The following is a 17,368-nucleotide window of genomic DNA, read 5'->3' on the forward strand; positions in this document are numbered from 1 at the left end:
GCTCTGTTTGGGGTCGGCATATGACGGCAATCCCCATATCCGGCAACATAAGTGCCGAACGTCGTTCGCTGCTCGGCAAGTTGCTTGGCTCGGCAGGACTGCAGCCCCCCGCGTCAGGTGATCCGCTACTGTCGCCCCGCAGTCACCCTGGCCCGGCAGCGCTTTCCTGGGCCCAGCAGCGTCTGTGGTTCATGCAGCGCCTCGCGCCGGCAAGCCCTTTCTACAATGTGCCTCTGAACTTGCCCTTGCGCGGCCCTCTCAACGTGGCGGCGCTCAAGTGCGCCCTTGATCACGTGGTTTCACGCCATGCCGCCCTGCGCACTGTGTTCACTGACATTGCAGGCGAGCCTATGCAGCAGGTGATGCCACCCGGCCCGGTGCCGATGCCGCTGCTCGACCTAATGCATCTTGAGCCGAAGGAGCGCGAGAAGGCAGCGCGCCGCGAGGCCGGCGAACAGGCGCGGCTGACGTTTGATCTGCGGCAAGGGCCCATGGTGCACGCACGTTTGCTGCGGCTGTCGATGCACGAACACTGGCTCCTGCTGACCCTGCATCACATCGCCTGTGACGGGTGGTCCATGCAGATCCTGCTGCGCGAACTGGCTGCCGCCTATGGGGCCTTCGTCGCCAACCGGCCCTCCCCGCTGCAACCCCTGGCGATCCAGTATGCCGATTTCGCCGAATGGCAGCGCCAGTACTTCAGCGGCGAACGGCTGGAGATGGAACTGTCCTTTTGGCGCCGGCAGCTCGCCGATCTGCCGCAATTGACGCTGGTGCCGGACCGACCGCGTCCGGACGAGCCGAGCTTCGAGGGTGATTTCGAGGAGTTGAGCATCGGGGCCGCCGTGCTCGTTTTGCTGAAACGGGTGGCAAGTGAAGAAGGCGCTACCCTGTTCATGGTGCTGTTGGCAGGCCTTGCCGCGATGCTGCAGCGCTACACAGGCGACGAAGACATCGCTATCGGCGCCCCGATCGCCAATCGCACGCGGCCCGAGGTCGAGGCGCTGATCGGCTTTTTCGTCAATACACTCGTGTTTCGCATCGACGTCAGCGGCAGGCCGACCTTCCGCGAACTGGTGTGCCGTGTGCGGCAGACCGCGCTCGATGCCTACACGCATCAGGACATGCCCTTCGAGAAGTTGGTCGAAGCGCTCCAGCCCGAGCGCCAGCCTAACCGCAATCCGTTGTTTCAAATCGGGCTGGTGCTGCAAAACGCATGGAACATCGATAGCGGCAGTGCACTGCCGGCTCAGGATTCAATGGTCTCCATCGAACGCGGAACCTCCATTTTCGATATCGCATTCCACCTGCACGAGCATGCCGGCGGGATTTCCGGAGGCATGGAATACAGCACTGCGCTGTTCGATCCCGAGACGGCCGCGCGCATGGTCGGACATTTCTGCTTCTTGCTAAACTCGGCGGCGGCAGACCCCGACCAGCCGATCGATACGATCGCGATGCTCGACCGGGACGAACGGAGCAGGTTCCGGCACGCGTCCGACGGCAAAGCGGTCGCCTTCGACGAGACGCCGCTATGCCAGCAATTCGAGCGCTTCGCAGCGAACGCACCTGAGCGTATCGCACTTGCCGGCCCCGCGGGCACCTTCACATACGGGGCGCTTGATCAGCAGGCTGAAAAACTCGCCGCAGGACTTGAGGCGGCCGGCGTTCGACCAGGCGAACCGGTATTGCTGCTGCTCGATCGCTCCCCTGCGGCCGTCGTCGCGATACTCGCCACGCTGAAGGCAGGCGCGGCCTTCGTACCTCTCGATATCGATCTCCCGAACGAGCGCTTGCGCTATATTGCCAAGGATACAGGGGCGCGCCACGTCCTCACCGAGCCTGAGGCGTGGGGCCGCGTCGAGGGCGCGCTGTCGTTGCTCGAATGCCGGCCACTTTTCGTCAGCGCGATGGCGCGCGACCGCACCACGGCCCCGCGTGCAACGGAGCGCGCGTCAGGTGACGTGGCCTACATCATCTACACTTCAGGCTCGACGGGCCAGCCGAAGGGCGTGGTCAGCGAGCAGCGTGGACTGGCCAATGTTCTGGCGGCCCAACGACGACTGCTCGATACGACGGCGGAAAGCCGCGTGCTGCAGTTCGCCTCGCTCAGCTTCGATGCCGCCGTGTTCGAACTCGGCCTCGCGCTCGGCGTCGGCGCCACGCTGGTGATCCCGGGAACGGAGCAACGCATGCCCGGTCCCGGGCTCGCCCGGCTGATCTACGACGCGCGCGTCACCCACGCGGTGTTGCCGCCTTCCGCGCTGTTTGCGTTCGATGCCTCGGGGTTGCGAACTCTCACCACGCTGATGGTGGCAGGCGAAGCCTGTCCGGCCTCGATAGTGGCACAATGGGCGCCCGGCAGGCGCTTCTTCAACCTGTACGGCCCCACGGAAACGACCATCTGGGCGACGTGGGAGCGATGCGAGGATTTCTCGCGCCCGCCGACCATCGGTGTGCCGATCGACAATATGCGCGCCTTCGTCCTCGATGCGCACGGAGAGCCGGTGCCGATCGGCGTCCCAGGTGAGCTCTGTCTGGCAGGGATCGGACTGGCGCGGGAATATCTTGGCAGGCCGCAACTGACGGCCGAGCGGTTTGTCGAGCTGTCGCTTGGCAATGGCCCTGTCGAACGAATCTATCGCACTGGCGACCGCGTGCGATTGCTTGCCGACGGGCGCATCGACTTCATCGGCCGCATCGATCGCCAGGTCAAGCTTCGCGGTCACCGCATCGAACTCGGCGAAGTCGAGGCGGCATTGCAATCGCATCCCGAGATCGCCGAGGCGGCGGTCGCCTTGCGCGAAGTCGGCGCTGGAGATGCGCGTCTCGTCGCATACGTGGTGCAGCGCGACGACCCGCGCGCACCTGACTCACAGTTCGAGAGCGCAGCTTCCAGCGAGCAGGTGGAACACTGGCACCGCATCTACGATGAAACCTACGGTACGATCGCGGAAGCTACCGACCCGGCATTTGTGATCGAGGGCTGGAACAGCAGCTACACGGGCCTGCCGCTGGAGGAGCGGACGATGCGAGAGTGGCTGGCAAGCACGGTTGAACGATTGAATTCTCTCGCAGCCGAGCAAACCCTCGAAATTGGATGCGGCACGGGGTTGCTGGCTTTTCGCCTGGCACCCAAGGCCCGGCGCTATGTGGCAACCGATATCTCGCAAGGCGCGCTTGACCATATGGCCAAGCACGCGGCCAGTACCGGGATCAAAGGCATCGAGTTCCGTCGATGCGCTGCGCACGAGGTCGCGGCCCAATCTATGGGCGCTGTGGACCTGGTGATCCTCAATTCGGTCGTGCAGTACTTCCCGAGCGAACGCTACCTGATCGACGTGATAGGCGCCGCGTTGTCGACGCTGGGTGCCCGCGGCACCGTATTCATCGGTGATGTGCGGAGCCTGGCGCTGCTGGAGTGTTTCGCAGCCTCTGTGGAGTTGTACCGGGCCGAGTCCGACCTGCCGCTGGCCACCTTGCAGGAACGTGTGGCGCGCCGCCTGGGGCTGGAACAAGAGTTGGCGGTCGATTCAGAATTTTTCCTCGCGCTGGCAGCGGATTTCCCCGGCATCCGGGCCGTTGAGATTCTGGCCAAACCGTGCCGAGCCGACAATGAGCTGACGCTTTTCCGATATGACGTCATGCTCCATGTCGGCTGGTCGCCCGAGGTTGTGGAGGCGGCGGACACCTGTGACTGGGCGCGCGTGGGCAGCGCCGGAGCGCTGCTGCGGACGTTGCGGGCACTTGACGGGAAAACCCTGCTGGTAGCCGACATTCCAGGCCAAACCGTCGCGGCGGAGATGCACGCCGCCGCGGAAGTCATGAGCAGCGATGGATCGCGCTGCGTCGGTGATCTGCGCTCGAACGCAGGACAGGTGACCGTGCACGGCCTTGACGCGGACCAGTTGCTCGCTTGCGCAGCCGAAGTCGGCTGCAAGGTCGAGCTTCATGTCGCGGGACGCCATGCGACCGGTCACATCGACGCCGTGTTCAGTCCACTCGCAATGAACCGGGTGGGCCGCGGGCCAATCCCGAGGCGCACTCTTGGAGGCGGCGCCGGGCACCGGCGGCGCTGGACCAACAACCCGCTGCAATCCGCCTTCGCGCGCAAGATGGTGCCGCAAGTCCGCGCCTTCCTTGCCCAGCGTTTGCCGGCCTACATGATCCCGGCGCGCTTCCTGCTGCTTGACGCGCTGCCCATGACGGTGAGCGGCAAGATCGACCGCCACCGCCTGCCGAAGATAGACGGCATGCGGCCTGAACTCGGAGCTGAGTACGTTGCCCCATCGACAGCCGCTGAACTGCGGCTCGCCGCGATCTGGGGCGACTTATTGCGGCTCGAGCAAGTAGGCATCAACGACAATTTCTTTGAGCTCGGCGGCGACTCCATCCTCGGCATCCAGGTCGTCAGCCGCGCGCGTGAAGCGGGGCTGTCGATCGAGCCGAACGACATCTTCGTCCACAAGACACTGGCCCTGCTCGCTCGCGCCGCGAAGCCGACCGAATCCGTTGAAGAGCACGTTGATGAAGAGGAAGACGTTGGGGGGTTCGCCCGACATATCAAGGCGGAGGACCTGGTCACTTTGATGTCGCGCCTCAACCGTGGGCAGGGAGACCAAGATTGAACACGAACAGTGTTGACGTTGAAGACTTCTGGCCACTGGCGCCGCTCCAGGCGGCGATGCTGGTCGCCAGTCTGCGCGCGCCGGAAAGCGGCGTCTTCATCCAGCAGGAGGTGATGTCGCTGCCGGAGCCCGTCGATGCGCGCGCGTTCCAGGCGGCATGGCATGAACTGCTTCGGCGCACGCCCGCACTGCGCACATCCTTCCATTGGCAAGACCTCGAGCAGCCGGTGCAAGTTGTTCACCGTCACGTCACGCTGGCTTTCGAAGAGCTCGACTGGCGACATCTCGACGCGGCCGCCTTCGAAGCTCAGTTGGTACGGTATCTGGGGGACAGCCGCCGGGCGGGCTTCGTGCTCGATCGTCCACCCTTGATGCGGCTGGCGCTGATCCGCGGCCGCGCCGGCCAAGTGAGATTTGTCTGGGAGTTCCATCACATCCTGCTCGACGGATGGAGTGCGCAACTCCTGGCAACGGAGATGATCGAACATTATCGCGCGCTGGTCCGCAACGCGCCTTACCAGCCTCCGGTGCGACGCTCGCTACGCCACTACATCGACTGGCTGGCCACGCGCGACCTCGAAACAGCGCGCGAATACTGGGCCGATGTGCTTCGTGGCTACGACGAGCCGGTGGAGATTGGCCTGCCGCGGCCACCTGGCCGAGCGGCTCTTGCAGATGCAGACACCGAGGTCAGCGGCAACCTCGATGCAGAGGAATCAGAACGGCTCAGGGGGTTCGCACGCCAGCACGGACTGACGTTGAACACCGTGCTGCAGGGTGCGTGGGCTTTGCTGCTCGGCCACTATACGGACCGCGACGATGTGGTTTTCGGTGCCGTCGTTTCCGGGCGACCGCCTGAGGTTCCTGGCATCGAGCAGATGATCGGTCTCTTCATCAACGCGGTCCCGGTGCGGGTGCGCGTGGATCCGCAGGCGGCACTGGTGCCATGGCTCAAGGATTTACAGAGTGCACAGGCACGCGGCTCGGCTTTCCACCACCTCGACAGCGCCGAACTGCAACGCTGCTGCGAGATCGCCCCCGACCGACCTCTGTTCGACACGCTGGTGGTGTTCGAGAATTTCCCGCAAGCGGCGGCCAAGCTCGAATCCACGACCGGCGGCGTCGACTTGGCGCGTGCCAATGTGCCGCTCAGCTTGCTCGCTGTTCCGGGTGATCGGCTGCACCTCAAACTGCGGTTCGACCGTAGCCGTTTCCATGGCGATGACATGGGAGCTCTTATCGAGCATCTGCTCAACCTGCTGCGGGGCATATGCGCTGCGCCCTTTGCAACTTTGGCGACCTTTTCGCCGCTCTCCGATGCTGAACGCCGGCGGCTGATCGAAGAACCAAACGTCGGCGATGCCGATGCATGCGTGGATTTGGACCCGCTCGAATTGTTGCGGGGTCTGGCGCGCGACAATGGCGCGGCTCCGGCCTTCATCGCCGACGATCGTGTGCTCGACTTCGACACGCTAGAGCGCGCCTCGTCGGGGCTCGCACGACGATTGCGCGACCTGGGCGTGGGTCGCGGCGTGCCGGTCGCCGTGTCTGCGCCCCGCTCGTTGGAGCAAGTTGTGGCCTTCTACGCCGTGCTGAAGGCGCACGGCGTCTATCTGCCGCTCGATCCGGCCTATCCTAGGCACCGCCTGGAACAGATGCTGGCGGACGCCAAGCCGGCCGTGCTGCTGGCAACCGGCCCAACGCCGCCGGACGGACTGTCAACCGTGATCGACATCGGCGACGTCCTCGAACGGTGCAGCGGCAATGCGGCAAACGACGAACCGGTCTGTTGGCGGCGCGACGACCCCGCCTATATCGTCTTCACATCGGGCTCGACGGGCCGGCCGAAAGGAGTGCTGGTTCAATGGGGCCAGGTGTCGAACCGGCTCATATGGATGTGGCAGGCCTATCCCTTCGGCGCCAACGAAATGGCCTGTCAGCGTACTGCGATCAACTTTGTCGATTCGCTGTGGGAACTGTTGGGCGCCACGCTGCGCGGTGTGCCGACCACGATCGTTTCCGAGCAGATCGCAACGGATGCTTCCGCGTTGACCCGCCTGTTGGCATCGCGCGGCGTCACGCGGCTGTGGCTGGTGCCGTCGCTGCTGAAGATGATGCTCGAAGCGCAACCGGACCTTGGGCGGCACTTGCCGCACCTGTTGTTCTGGGTTTGCACCGGCGAGCCGCTCCCGGCAGACCTCTACCACCATTTCCGACGACACCATGCGCAGGCCACACTCTACAATCTTTACGGGACTTCGGAAATCTGGGACGCCACTTGGTTCGATCCCGATCAAGAGCCTCCTGTGCTGGGCGTCGTCCCGATCGGCCGACCGATCACCGGCGTGCGTGCCTATGTGCTCGACAGCAAGCTGCGCCCCGTTCCGCTTGAGGTGGCGGGCGAGCTGTATATTAGCGGCGCAGGTGTCGCGCTTGGATATCTCGGGCCCACCGAATTGACGCGCGAGCGCTTTGTGGCCGACCCTTTTGCAGGCAGCAAAGCGGCACGAATGTACCGCACGGGGGACCTGGCCCGGGTGCAGCGCGACGGCTTGATTGTCTGCCTCGGCCGGCGCGACCAGCAGATCAAGTTGCGTGGTTTCCGGATCGAACCGGCCGAAATCGAGGCGCTGCTTCGCCAAGCCCCCGAAGTCAGCGATGCCATGGTCGTGCTGCGGGAGGACCGCCTCGTTGCCTACGTCGCCGCGCCCGCATCAAGCTTCGATGCCCGGCGATTGTTGGTCGGGTTGCGGGAACGGCTTCCGCACGCGTTCCTGCCGGCAGTCATTGTGCGTTTCGACGCGCTGCCGCTGACGCCCAACGGAAAGCGCGACAGACTGGCGCTGCCGCCGCCGGGAGAGCTGCCGGATGCTGGCGATGCCAATCCGGTGCTGCCATTTGAAAAAGAGGTCCAGGCGTGTTTCGCGCAGGTGCTGCAGCTGCATCTGGTGACGCTTGACGCAGACTTCTTCCTCGATCTCGGCGGGCATTCGCTGGCGGCCTTGCGCGTCAGTTCACGACTGTCACGCCAACTCGGAACCGATGTGCCGGCGGGAGTCGTGTTTGACCACCCGTCTGTCCGCGAGCTTGCCGGTTGGATCGCGGAGCGCCAGGCCGCGACACCGGAAACCAGCGACGACGAGCTGTTGGAGCTGTTGACGTCGCTGCCGGCGGCCGAGCGCGAGGCGCTGTTCGCCTCACGAGAACCAGCTGAATCGAGAGGGGCGCCTTGAACAGTCTGCAAAACCGTATCACCGCAATGACCCCGGAGCAGAAGCGCTCGCTGCGCGAGCACCTCATTCGGGTTCGGCCGGCGCAGGAAATCCCTGTCCAGCCGCGCGACGGACGCGACTTCCCGCTTTCACACTCGCAAGATCGCCTGTGGTTCCTCGACCAACTCGTTCCGGGCAATCCCTTCTACAATATCTCGATTGCGCAAAGGCTGCCGTTTGTCCCCCTCCAGCGTTACCTGGAAAAGGCACTGTCGGCGGTGGTCGCCCGCCATGAGGCGCTGCGCACCGTGTTCCCGCTCGTCCGAGGGCAGCCGGTGCAGCGCATTCTGCCTGCAACGACCATGCGATGCGAGATCGACGACCTCAGCTGCGAGCCGGATCCGGAGGCGCGCGCCGCGCAGATTGCCTCGGCTGCCAGCCAGCAGCCCTTCGACCTTGCCGAAGGCCCGCTTCTGCATTGTCGGCTGTTGGAGCTTTCTGCCGGTGAATCACTGCTGCTGCTCGTGATCCATCACATCGTCGCCGACGGATGGTCGCTGGAGAAATTGCTGGCCGAAATCGGCCAGGTCTATTCCGAGCTGTTGACCGGCAGGCTTCCGTCCCTGCCACCATTGCCGGTGCAATATGCCGACTTTGCCGTCTGGCAACGCGAGGCAATGTCCGGTGAACGGATGGCTCAGCACCGCAAATACTGGGTGCAGCGGCTGGAGGGCATGCAGCAACTCGAGCTGCCCACGGACCATCCTCGTCCCGCCCGGCCAAGTTATCGCGGGGCGCGCGCACCGATCACCATCGACGCAACCGCAGCCGCGGCCGCCGAAGCACTGGCGCGCCGCCTGCACACCACACGCTTCACCGTGCTGTTTGCCGCCTTTGCCGCGCTGCTGCACCGGCTCGCGGGACAGGACGAGGTGACCATCGGCACTCCGATGGCAGCGCGTCCCTATTCCGAGCTCGAAGACGTCGTCGGCTTTTTTGCCAACACCGTGGTTTTGCGGCTGGATTTCAGCGGCGGCTGCAGCTTCAAGGAAGCGGTGGAGCGTACGCATGCGCGGCTGCGTGAGGCGCAGAACCACCAGGACCTGCCCTTCTCCATGGTGGTGGCGGCCCTGGCGCCCGAACAGGATCTGTCGCGCAACCCGCTGTTTCAAGTTTCGTTCCAGGTGCTCTCTTCCAGCCAGGTGCGCAGGACGATCACGGATGCCGCGCCGGCGTTCAACTTCGCGCGTGGCACTTCTGCCTTCGACCTTACCCTGCAGCTTACCGAAACGGCATCGTGCCTGGTCGGTGAACTGGAATACGCTACCGATCTCTTTCAGCAGGCAAGCGCCGAACGACTGGTGGAGCGCTTCCTGCGACTGCTTTGCGCGGCACTGGCCGATCCCGAAGCGTCGGTGGCAGATCTGCCGCTGATGGATGCCGCCGAACTGCGTCAGTTGGAAGCCTGGTCGCGGGGCCCTGTGATGCCGTCGGCCGAAACCGACCTGTGCGGGCTGTTCGAAGCACAAGCGCGTCTGAGCCCGGACGCAGTCGCCTGCCAGGCACCCGACGGACGCCTCAGCTATGCGGAGCTCGACGGCGGCGCCAACAGTCTCGCTCATCAGCTCATCGCGCACGGCGTGGAGCCCGGCGATTGCGTGGGGGTCGCGATCGAGCCGTGCACGTACCTGCCGATGGCACTGCTCGCCGTGCTCAAGGCCGGCGCTGCCTATGTGCCGCTGGGGCCTGAATTGCCAGTTCAGCGCGCCCGCGACATGCTCGTCGATGCAGGGGCGACGGTGCTTCTTGTTTCCAAGGGCACGGAATCCGACTTGCAAACGGGGCTCACCTCGATCGCGGTGGATCGCGAACCACCGCAACCCGGCGTACCGCCCCCGAAGGTGCGGCGCGACGCCGAGAGCCCGGCCTACATACTGTTCACTTCCGGTTCCACCGGACGGCCCAAGGGCGTCTCGGTGCCGCATCGTGCGTTGCTCAACTACCTCCGCTGGTGCATGAGCGTCTATCCGGTGAACGATGGCGAAGGGGCACCGCTGTGCACTTCGATCACCGCCGACATGTCGGTCACCACGCTTTTCGTGCCGCTCTTGTGCGGCAAGACCGTGTTCTTGCTGCCAGCCGGGGGCGGCCTCGAAGCGCTCGAGGAAGCGCTTCACTCGGGCCGGCGCTACAGCTTTGTCAAATTGACCCCAAGCCACCTCGAAGGTTTGCGCCAGCTTGCGGCAGGGCGGGCGCCCGCCTGCGCAACCGGCTGTTTCATCGTTGGGGGCGAAGCCTTGCACGGCGAGACGCTGGAGCCCTGGCGCACGCACATGCCGGGATTGCTGATCGTCAATGAGTACGGGCCAACAGAAACCACGGTTGGCTGCTGCGCGCATTTTCTGCGCGCCGGCGACATTCGACCGGGCCCGGTGCCGATTGGCCGTCCAATCGCCCTCACGCGGTTGAATGTGTGTAACGGGTCCGGTGCGCCGGTCCCGGTCGGGGTGGTTGGCGAACTGCGAATTGGCGGCGCCGGCGTTGCGCTGGGCTATGTCGGCCAGGCCGGTCTCACCGCGGAGCGTTTCGTACGCGGACCGGATGGAGCGCTGGTCTACCGTTCAGGGGACCGAGTACGGCACCGTCGTGATGGCACGCTCGAATACCTCGGCCGTGCCGACAATCAGATCAAGTTGCGTGGCCACCGTGTCGAGCCAGATGAGGTGGAGGCTGCACTGCGCACACACCCGGCGGTGGCTGAAGCCGCCGTGGTGCTCCACCGCGCCGGACCGGGTGATGACCGACTGCATGCGGCAGTGCTGCTTTCGCCGGGGTGCGACCTCGACCAGGCCGACTTGACCGGGACTTTTCGCAGCCATCTCCAGGATAAACTGCCGCCGTTCATGATCCCGAGCGCCTTCAAGGTCGTCGAAGAGATCCCGCTCACCGCCAATGGCAAGGCAGACCGCAATCGTATCGCCGGGATGCTTGCCGGCGCCGCCCCGAGGCAGCGGCGGCACGTGACACCGCAAACCGCCCTTGAAACATTGCTCGTCAGGTGCTTCTGCGATGTGTTGAAGGTGCCGGAAGCCGGCGCGACCGACGATTTCTTTGCCGATCTCGGAGGCCACTCGCTATTGGCTACGCGACTGGTTTCGCAACTGCGGGAGCTGTTGCAGATCGAGATTCCGCTGCGTCGAGTGTTCGAGGCCCGATGCGCACGCGAGCTTTCACGCGCGATTGCCCCTGACGATTCGGCGCGGCAGCGGCTGGAAGCGGCCGCAGCCATCGTGCTGCAGGTGCTTGAAATGAGCGATGCCGATGTACGCCAACAATTGCATGAGCAAGGAGATGGCGCATGCGTGTGATGCTGGATGTATTCTCCGGTCGTCCCAACCCGACATGGCAGGTGCCGCCGGCTTTGGCCCAACATTTCAGGCAGCTGATGTCGCGCCAGGGCGGGCCGGCCTCTGCCACCCCGATGCCGGCGCTCGGCTATCGCGGCCTGCTCGTCGGGAGTGGCCCGGAAGACGCCGACGCGCCAGCAGCCTTTTATGTCGGCGTGCCACCGGTTGCGACAGTGGAGACCAGGGAGGAGCTCGTCTCCGCACGACGGGCGCGGCTGCCGGATGACGAGCGCGAGGCCGTTTTGGCGCTGTTGGAAAGCGCCCGACCGATCGTTGCGCGTACAGTGATCGATGAAGCAGCGCGCTGCGTCGAATGGCGGGGCGACGGGGTGGCACCACGTGCTGGCCGCAGCGCTGCGCTACGCGCCAGGCACGCGGAGGAGGCCACAGCTGCCGAACAACCGGAGGTCGGCCCGCCCTGTGAGCCGATCCTCGCCGCTTATAGCCCCTGGTTCTGGAACACAGCTTCCGTGCGCCTGCGCAACAATTGCTACAATTATGCCAGCAACTATGTTTCCAATTTCGTGGCGCAGCCCGGACGCAGGGTTGGCCGCCAGTATGACGAGTTCAGCTGCGAGGCGGTCGCGCGAGCTGCAATCGCCGATGGATTCAGGGCCAACTGCGACGGCCCGGCGCGGCTGGCGGCGCTGGCTGTTTGGCCGGGACACGATTTCCACTGGTACCGCTCGCATGGCGCCTTCTGGGGCCACAAGCTGGGCATCTACAGTGCCCGCAACGTCGACAACCAGGGCCGCGTCATCGCCGGCGCACTGACGCCGGCGACGTGCGACCGCGGCCCCTACACACAATTTTGCAGTTATCTGTTCGTACCACCGGGCGTGGAGGTCTTGTAGTGCGCGTGGTGTTGGACGTGTTCTCAGGCAGGCCGAATCCTACGTTCGGGCTGGCACCCAATGAGGCCGCGGAACTGGCCGCCCGGGCGCGGGCGTTGTCGGTTCCAAGCGCCGCGCCGGCCGGGCCTCAGGCGGGCTGGCGCGGGTTCGTCGTTCTGGGCGACGGCCTGCCCGGTTCCGAGCCGATCTTACTGCGCGTCAAGGAGAAGGTGGTCGAGATGCAAAATGGCGCCTGGCAGGACAGCACCGGTATCGAGGTATTGCTTGAGACGTCTGCGCGACGTCATGGCTATGGTGCGTTGCTGGATGAAGCGCGCAAACGGACCAACTCTGGAGCTGTATCATGAACCCGGAGCAACAATCGCCTTGGCAATGGACCCATGACGGTCCCCAACTCGACTTCGCCCGCGCTTTCGCACGCTTTCGCGGCGTCCTCGAATCCGCCTGGACATCGCCAGAGGATGGCGCGGCCGTTGCCGAGACCTTCGCCCGCTGCGCCGAAGCGATGCAGGAGCCGCTCCAGGCCCCCGAGGCGGCGGAACGCATAGCTCAGTCATTTGCCACCTATCACGAGGCGCTGCGTGCAGCGACACTGACGCCGGAAGCGCGAAGGATGGTGCGGGAGGCACTGCACGAATACGTGGCCGACCTCATCAAGGCCTGGGCTGCGGTCCCGCCTGACAATTTGGCGGCTGCGGATCTTGTGGCGATCGCGCAAAGCATGAGCTGGATCGCCAATGTGGCGGTCGACATCGAAAATGCCTGAGCCGCCGGACGTCGGCAAGGTCGACTTGTGGCTGCTCGACGTGCGGCCGTGCATTACGGCAGAAGCCGATGCGCTGGAGCTGCTCGACGATGAAGAACGCGGGCGCGCGGAGCGGCTGCGTTGCCCCCGGGCGCGGGCACAATTCGTGCGCACGCGAGCGGGATTGCGCCGCATCCTGGCGAGTTACCTGGCGGTGCCGCCACGGTCGGTACCCATTGCGTATGGCGCTCACGGCAAGCCTCGGATGCCGTGCGGACGGTTGCGCTTCAATGTTTCGCATGCGGGTGGGGCGGCGCTTCTCGCATTTGCATCTGAGTGCGAGGTCGGCGTCGATCTGGAACGCATCGAAACCATCGATGCCGCCGAAATCCTGACGACATGGGCATCGCCACGCGAATATGCCGCCTGGAGAGCCTCCTCCCCCGGCGACCGCCTGGCCGCCCTCTACCGCGGCTGGGTGCGCAAGGAGGCCATACTCAAGGCGTGGGGTTGCGGATTCTCCGTGGCGCCTCAAGAGCTTGACGTACCCATGAGTGCGACGGCCGGGGAGCATATTGTCGTCGGTACGGCCTTGCACCGACCCAACTGCCGAGTGCTCGATGTGCCGGTAGGCAGTTCCTGGACTGCAGCGCTCGCTGTCGAAGGGGGGGCACCTTGTACGGCCTCGTTCATTGTCCAGGCCTCGTAGGACCGACCCGGCTGCCTCGAAAGAGGCCCAGCAATTTGGTTCTGGAGAACAGCTTTCCTTGACGAGAGCGGCCGAGCGACCAATGTACGGAGGCCATCTTTGTCTGCGCAGGAACTTTTGCTTATGACAGCCTCGATCTACGATATTCCGTTCAGCCGCGCCGACGGCTCAACGACAAGCCTTCGTGCATATACCGACAGCGTCCTGCTGATCGTCAACGTCGCCTCCAGATGCGGCTACACCAAGCAGTATGATGGGCTGGAGGCGCTCTACGCATCGTATCGCGAGCGTGGCCTGGTGGTGCTCGGCTTTCCGGCCAATGACTTCGCCGGCCAGGAACCGGGCACCGACGCCGAAATCCAGGAATTCTGCCGGCTGACTTATGGTGTCGAATTCCCTGTGTTCGCCAAGATCGTGGTGAAGGGACCACAGAAGCATCCGCTCTATCGGGCGTTGATCGAGGCGCTGCCGAAGGCTGTCTTCCAACCGGGTAGCAAATTGGCGGCCCGGATGGCGGGGAAAGGTGCCGCGCCCGAACCCGACGAGGTGAGTTGGAACTTCGAGAAGTTTCTGGTCGACCGCAAAGGGATCGTTGTCGCCCGCTTTGGCTCCGACACCGAGCCGCAGGACGAGGCGATCGTCGGCCCTCTCCGCAAGCTCCTGGCGGTGTGACGCAAGATACAGCCTGCTGGTGCGGCCCTTCCATGGCTGCGTGCTGCAAGGTTTTTGGCACCGCTGCGTTGCAGCTTCAGTGGTAAAGCCACCCATCTAACCCGAGGAGAGTAGGCCATGGATCTGCAACTGGACGGAAAACGCGCCCTGGTCACCGGCGGCAGCAAGGGAATTGGTCGTGCCATCGCCCGGCAGTTGGCCCTGGAAGGCGTCGATCTCGTCATCGCCGCCCGCAACGTTGCCGATGTGGACATTGCCGCGCGCGAACTGGCTGCGGAGACCGGACGCAAGATCGTCGGACTGACCGTCGACACGCAGGACGACAGCTCGGTCAGAGCGCTGGTGGCCGCAACGGTCGCGGCGCTCGGCGGCCTCGACATTCTGGTCAACGCCGCGGCCAAGCCGGGCGGGCAGGCACCGCCGCCGAAACTGGCCGAGATCACCGACGACCTGTTTTGGGATGACGTGAACGTCAAAGTGATGGGCTATCTTCGCATGGCGCGCGAGGCTGCTCCCCACATGGCTGCCGCGGGCTGGGGCCGCATTATCAACATAAGCGGCCTCGCAGCGCGCCAGACCGGCTCCATCATCGGCTCGATCCGCAATGTTGCCGTCTCTGCCCTGACCAAGAACCTTGCCGACGAATTGGGCCCCAAGGGGATCAACGCAACGGTGGTCCATCCCGGCCTGACCCGCACCGAAAAGACCGCTCCCCTGGTCGCCGCCCGCGCGGCTTCGGCAGGCGTTTCGCCCGAGGAGATCGAACAGCGTCTTGCCGCCAATGTCACGATCGGTCGCCTCGTCGATATGGCCGAGATCGCCGATGTCGTTGCATTCCTCGCTTCGCCGCGAAGTGTTGCCATAAACGGCGACGCGATCGCCTGTGGCGGCGGGATCAAGGGGCCGATACACTATTAGCCGGCAACGGCCGGCGGCTATGGCGGTCGGCTACTTGTGCATCAAAAATTCTCCACCCAGGGCCGCAATTCGATCTCCCACGTCCAGGCGCTTCGATGCTGCTGATGGATTGCGAGATAGGCGTCGGCGATCGCGTCCGGCGACAGCCAACGGTCGGGCGGGGTCGAGTCCGGCGACCGCACCGGGCCGCTGGATGCTATGCCGCCATCGATGACGAAATGCGCCACGTGGATGTTCTTTGGCGCAAGCTCGCGCGCCATCGACTGCGCCAGCCCACGCAGACCAAACTTCGGCATTGCGAAACCGGCGGAATTGGCAAAGCCCTTGACGCTGGCCGTGGCTCCCGTGAACAGGATCGATCCGGCGCCTGAGGCCTGCAACCGACGTGCTGCTTGCTGACCGAACAGAAAGCCGCCATAGGCACCCACGAGCAGTGCTTTTTTCACCTCCTCCGGATCGAGATCGGCAATGCCGCCGCGCACGCGGCCGGCCGCATTGAAGATCGCCAGCGAGAGCGGGCCGATGCCATCCACCGCATGGAACAGGTTTTCCACCGATGCCGGGTCCGACACGTCGGTTGAGATCACCTCGGCCCCGGTCTCGGTGGCAAGCGCGTCGAGCTTCGCAACATTGCGCGCCGCCAGCACCAGCTTGAATCCTTGGCGGCTGAAGACCCTCGCCAACGAGGCGCCAAGGCCGGATCCCACGCCTGCGATAACGGCAACTTTGCTTGTCATGGTTTTCTCCGACGTTGCGCCTTTGTGATGGGGATGGGCCCTCAGTCAGGCAGATGAATAGCTCGCTGGTTGTAAAGGATCTTGCGGATGTGGGCCTGTTCCTCCGGCGTAAGCTTGCTCTGGTCGGTTGACAGGTCGGCGCCCACCGCCAGGCCGCGCTGCACGCCCGGGCGCGCGCCGACCTCCTCGAACCAGCGTTTGAAATGCCTGAACTCATTGATGTCCTGGCCCTGTGCCTGCCAGTTGACGGTCCAGGGATAGCTGATGATATCGGCGATGGTGAAGTCTTCACCTGCAAGGTAGCGGCGATCGCGAAGTCGCATATTGAGGACGCCGTAGAGCCGGTTTGCTTCGTCGGTGAAGCGGCGCACCGCATAGGACTGGTCGCCTTCCCTGTCGCCCAACCTGCGGAAATGACCCGCTTCGCCCAGCTTCGGCCCCTGGTTGGCCATCTGCCATATCACCCACTGCGCGACATCGTACTTGGTGCGCAGGTCCTGCGGCCAAAGCTTGCCGGTCTTCTCCGCAAGATAGAACAGGATCGCGCCGGACTCGAACACGCCGACGGGCGCGCCGCCGTCCTTCGGTTCGGTATCGACGATGGCCGGCATGCGGTGGTTGGGATTGAGCTTTAGGTATTCAGGCGTGAACTGGTCGCCATGTGAGATGTCCACGGGCTTCAGTGTGTAAGGCGTGCCTGTCTCCTCCAGGAAGATCGAGATTTTTTTGCCGTTGGGCGTCGGCCAGTAATAGAGATCGATCATGCTCCGTCCTGCCTGCGCTGTTGGGGAAGCGGCATCAGCTTCGCGCCATTCGCTCATGAAGCAAGCTAGACGAAATCGAGAGCCGGTTCACGAAGCGACGATCTACGGATGCACGATTTTGAGCAAAAAATGTCTGTACGAGGACGGAGGCTGAGCAAGCGTCAGGACGCGCTTGACCGTGGCCCGCGAGCAGCTATGGCACCAGCGCCGCCTAAGCCGGAATAAACACCGTCAGCCTGATGCCGGATAATGGACAATTTGCTTACGTTAGTCGTGCTCGCGTGGTGCGAGGCGTGGCCAGGAGCAGGCTCGTCTCGCTGCCCGTTATCCCGGCAATCAATCGGATGCGCCGTAGCACAGCATCGAAATCTGTCAGTGATGCCGTCCCGAGTTCGACCACGAGATCCCACCGGCCATTGGTGGTGTGGATGGTCGAGACTTCCGGGAAGCCGCCCAGCGCCCGGACCACGCGGTCGGCGGCATGGCCCTCGATCTCGATGAGCATGATACCGCGGATGCGCTGATCGACGGCGTCGGCGCGCAGCACCACCGTGTAGCCGATGATGTCGCCGGACCGTTCCAGCCGCTCCATACGCGCCCTGACCGTGGCGCGCGAGACGCCGAGATCGACGGCAAGATCCGACACGCTGCGCCGCGCGTCATGCCGCAGCAAGGTTACGAGCCGTTCGTCCAGCGTATCCATCAGCTTACCATTTTGACCA

12 protein-coding genes are annotated in these 17,368 nt (G+C 64.4%); 9 read left to right on the top strand and 3 right to left on the bottom strand.

Annotation, left to right across the window (positions count from 1 at the left end):
- Positions 1–20 precede the first annotated feature (20 nt).
- The 9 genes from AC07FD_RS32560 (at position 21) to AC07FD_RS32600 (ending at position 15,145) form a co-directional block, all read left to right on the top strand.
- Positions 21–4,628 carry a non-ribosomal peptide synthetase gene (locus AC07FD_RS32560; protein ID WP_478353178.1) on the top strand — a complete coding sequence of 1,536 codons (4,608 nt, stop codon included), beginning with the start codon at positions 21–23 and terminating at the stop codon, positions 4,626–4,628.
- Positions 4,625–7,861 carry an amino acid adenylation domain-containing protein gene (locus AC07FD_RS32565; RefSeq protein ID WP_478353179.1) on the top strand — a complete coding sequence of 1,079 codons (3,237 nt, stop codon included), beginning with the start codon at positions 4,625–4,627 and terminating at the stop codon, positions 7,859–7,861. The genes AC07FD_RS32560 and AC07FD_RS32565 overlap by 4 nt, the downstream gene beginning before the upstream one ends.
- The gene (locus AC07FD_RS32570) at positions 7,858–11,208 is read left to right on the top strand and encodes an amino acid adenylation domain-containing protein (protein ID WP_478353180.1); all 3,351 of its coding nucleotides are present in this window, start codon (positions 7,858–7,860) and stop codon (positions 11,206–11,208) included. Before AC07FD_RS32565 ends, AC07FD_RS32570 begins: the two co-directional genes overlap by 4 nt.
- Positions 11,199–12,101 carry a hypothetical protein gene (locus AC07FD_RS32575; protein WP_478353181.1) on the top strand — a complete coding sequence of 301 codons (903 nt, stop codon included), beginning with the start codon at positions 11,199–11,201 and terminating at the stop codon, positions 12,099–12,101. The genes AC07FD_RS32570 and AC07FD_RS32575 overlap by 10 nt, the downstream gene beginning before the upstream one ends.
- Entirely contained in the window at positions 12,101–12,448 is a 348-nt protein-coding gene (locus AC07FD_RS32580; RefSeq protein WP_477417544.1) for a hypothetical protein, read from the top strand. The genes AC07FD_RS32575 and AC07FD_RS32580 overlap by 1 nt, the downstream gene beginning before the upstream one ends.
- Complete coding sequence (locus AC07FD_RS32585) at positions 12,445–12,867, top strand: hypothetical protein (RefSeq protein ID WP_457151207.1); 423 nt, start codon at positions 12,445–12,447, stop codon at positions 12,865–12,867. Before AC07FD_RS32580 ends, AC07FD_RS32585 begins: the two co-directional genes overlap by 4 nt.
- Complete coding sequence (locus tag AC07FD_RS32590; RefSeq protein WP_478353182.1) at positions 12,860–13,555, top strand: 4'-phosphopantetheinyl transferase family protein; 696 nt, start codon at positions 12,860–12,862, stop codon at positions 13,553–13,555. Before AC07FD_RS32585 ends, AC07FD_RS32590 begins: the two co-directional genes overlap by 8 nt.
- A gap of 123 nt (positions 13,556–13,678) precedes the next feature.
- Entirely contained in the window at positions 13,679–14,227 is a 549-nt protein-coding gene (locus AC07FD_RS32595) for a glutathione peroxidase (RefSeq protein ID WP_478353183.1), read from the top strand.
- A gap of 117 nt (positions 14,228–14,344) precedes the next feature.
- Complete coding sequence (locus AC07FD_RS32600) at positions 14,345–15,145, top strand: SDR family oxidoreductase (protein ID WP_478353184.1); 801 nt, start codon at positions 14,345–14,347, stop codon at positions 15,143–15,145.
- A 41-nt stretch (positions 15,146–15,186) separates the two neighbouring features.
- Here the strand turns inward: AC07FD_RS32600 and AC07FD_RS32605 are convergent, their stop codons facing one another.
- From AC07FD_RS32605 to AC07FD_RS32615, 3 genes are all read right to left on the bottom strand, one after another.
- On the bottom strand, positions 15,187–15,882 hold the full coding sequence (locus tag AC07FD_RS32605) for an SDR family NAD(P)-dependent oxidoreductase (RefSeq protein ID WP_478353185.1): 696 nt from the start codon (positions 15,880–15,882) through the stop codon (positions 15,187–15,189).
- Positions 15,883–15,923: 41 nt separating this feature from the next.
- Positions 15,924–16,646, bottom strand: a complete 723-nt coding sequence (locus tag AC07FD_RS32610) for a glutathione binding-like protein (RefSeq protein WP_478353186.1) — start codon at positions 16,644–16,646, stop codon at positions 15,924–15,926.
- A gap of 262 nt (positions 16,647–16,908) precedes the next feature.
- Entirely contained in the window at positions 16,909–17,349 is a 441-nt protein-coding gene (locus AC07FD_RS32615) for an Lrp/AsnC family transcriptional regulator (RefSeq protein WP_095080404.1), read from the bottom strand.
- Between the last annotated feature and the right edge of the window lie 19 nt (positions 17,350–17,368).

It is taken from the genome of Mesorhizobium waitakense (genome assembly GCF_056431085.1).

Bases quoted from the DNA above. Each gene is read 5' to 3' on its own strand.
- AC07FD_RS32560 (WP_478353178.1), top strand. From the start codon at position 21: ATGACGGCAATCCCCATATCCGGCAACATAAGTGCCGAACGTCGTTCG.
- AC07FD_RS32615 (WP_095080404.1), bottom strand. From the start codon at position 17,349: ATGGATACGCTGGACGAACGGCTCGTAACCTTGCTGCGGCATGACGCG.
- AC07FD_RS32610 (WP_478353186.1), bottom strand. From the start codon at position 16,646: ATGATCGATCTCTATTACTGGCCGACGCCCAACGGCAAAAAAATCTCG.
- AC07FD_RS32575 (WP_478353181.1), top strand. From the start codon at position 11,199: ATGCGTGTGATGCTGGATGTATTCTCCGGTCGTCCCAACCCGACATGG.
- AC07FD_RS32600 (WP_478353184.1), top strand. From the start codon at position 14,345: ATGGATCTGCAACTGGACGGAAAACGCGCCCTGGTCACCGGCGGCAGC.
- AC07FD_RS32605 (WP_478353185.1), bottom strand. From the start codon at position 15,882: ATGACAAGCAAAGTTGCCGTTATCGCAGGCGTGGGATCCGGCCTTGGC.
- AC07FD_RS32585 (WP_457151207.1), top strand. From the start codon at position 12,445: ATGAACCCGGAGCAACAATCGCCTTGGCAATGGACCCATGACGGTCCC.
- AC07FD_RS32595 (WP_478353183.1), top strand. From the start codon at position 13,679: ATGACAGCCTCGATCTACGATATTCCGTTCAGCCGCGCCGACGGCTCA.
- AC07FD_RS32590 (WP_478353182.1), top strand. From the start codon at position 12,860: ATGCCTGAGCCGCCGGACGTCGGCAAGGTCGACTTGTGGCTGCTCGAC.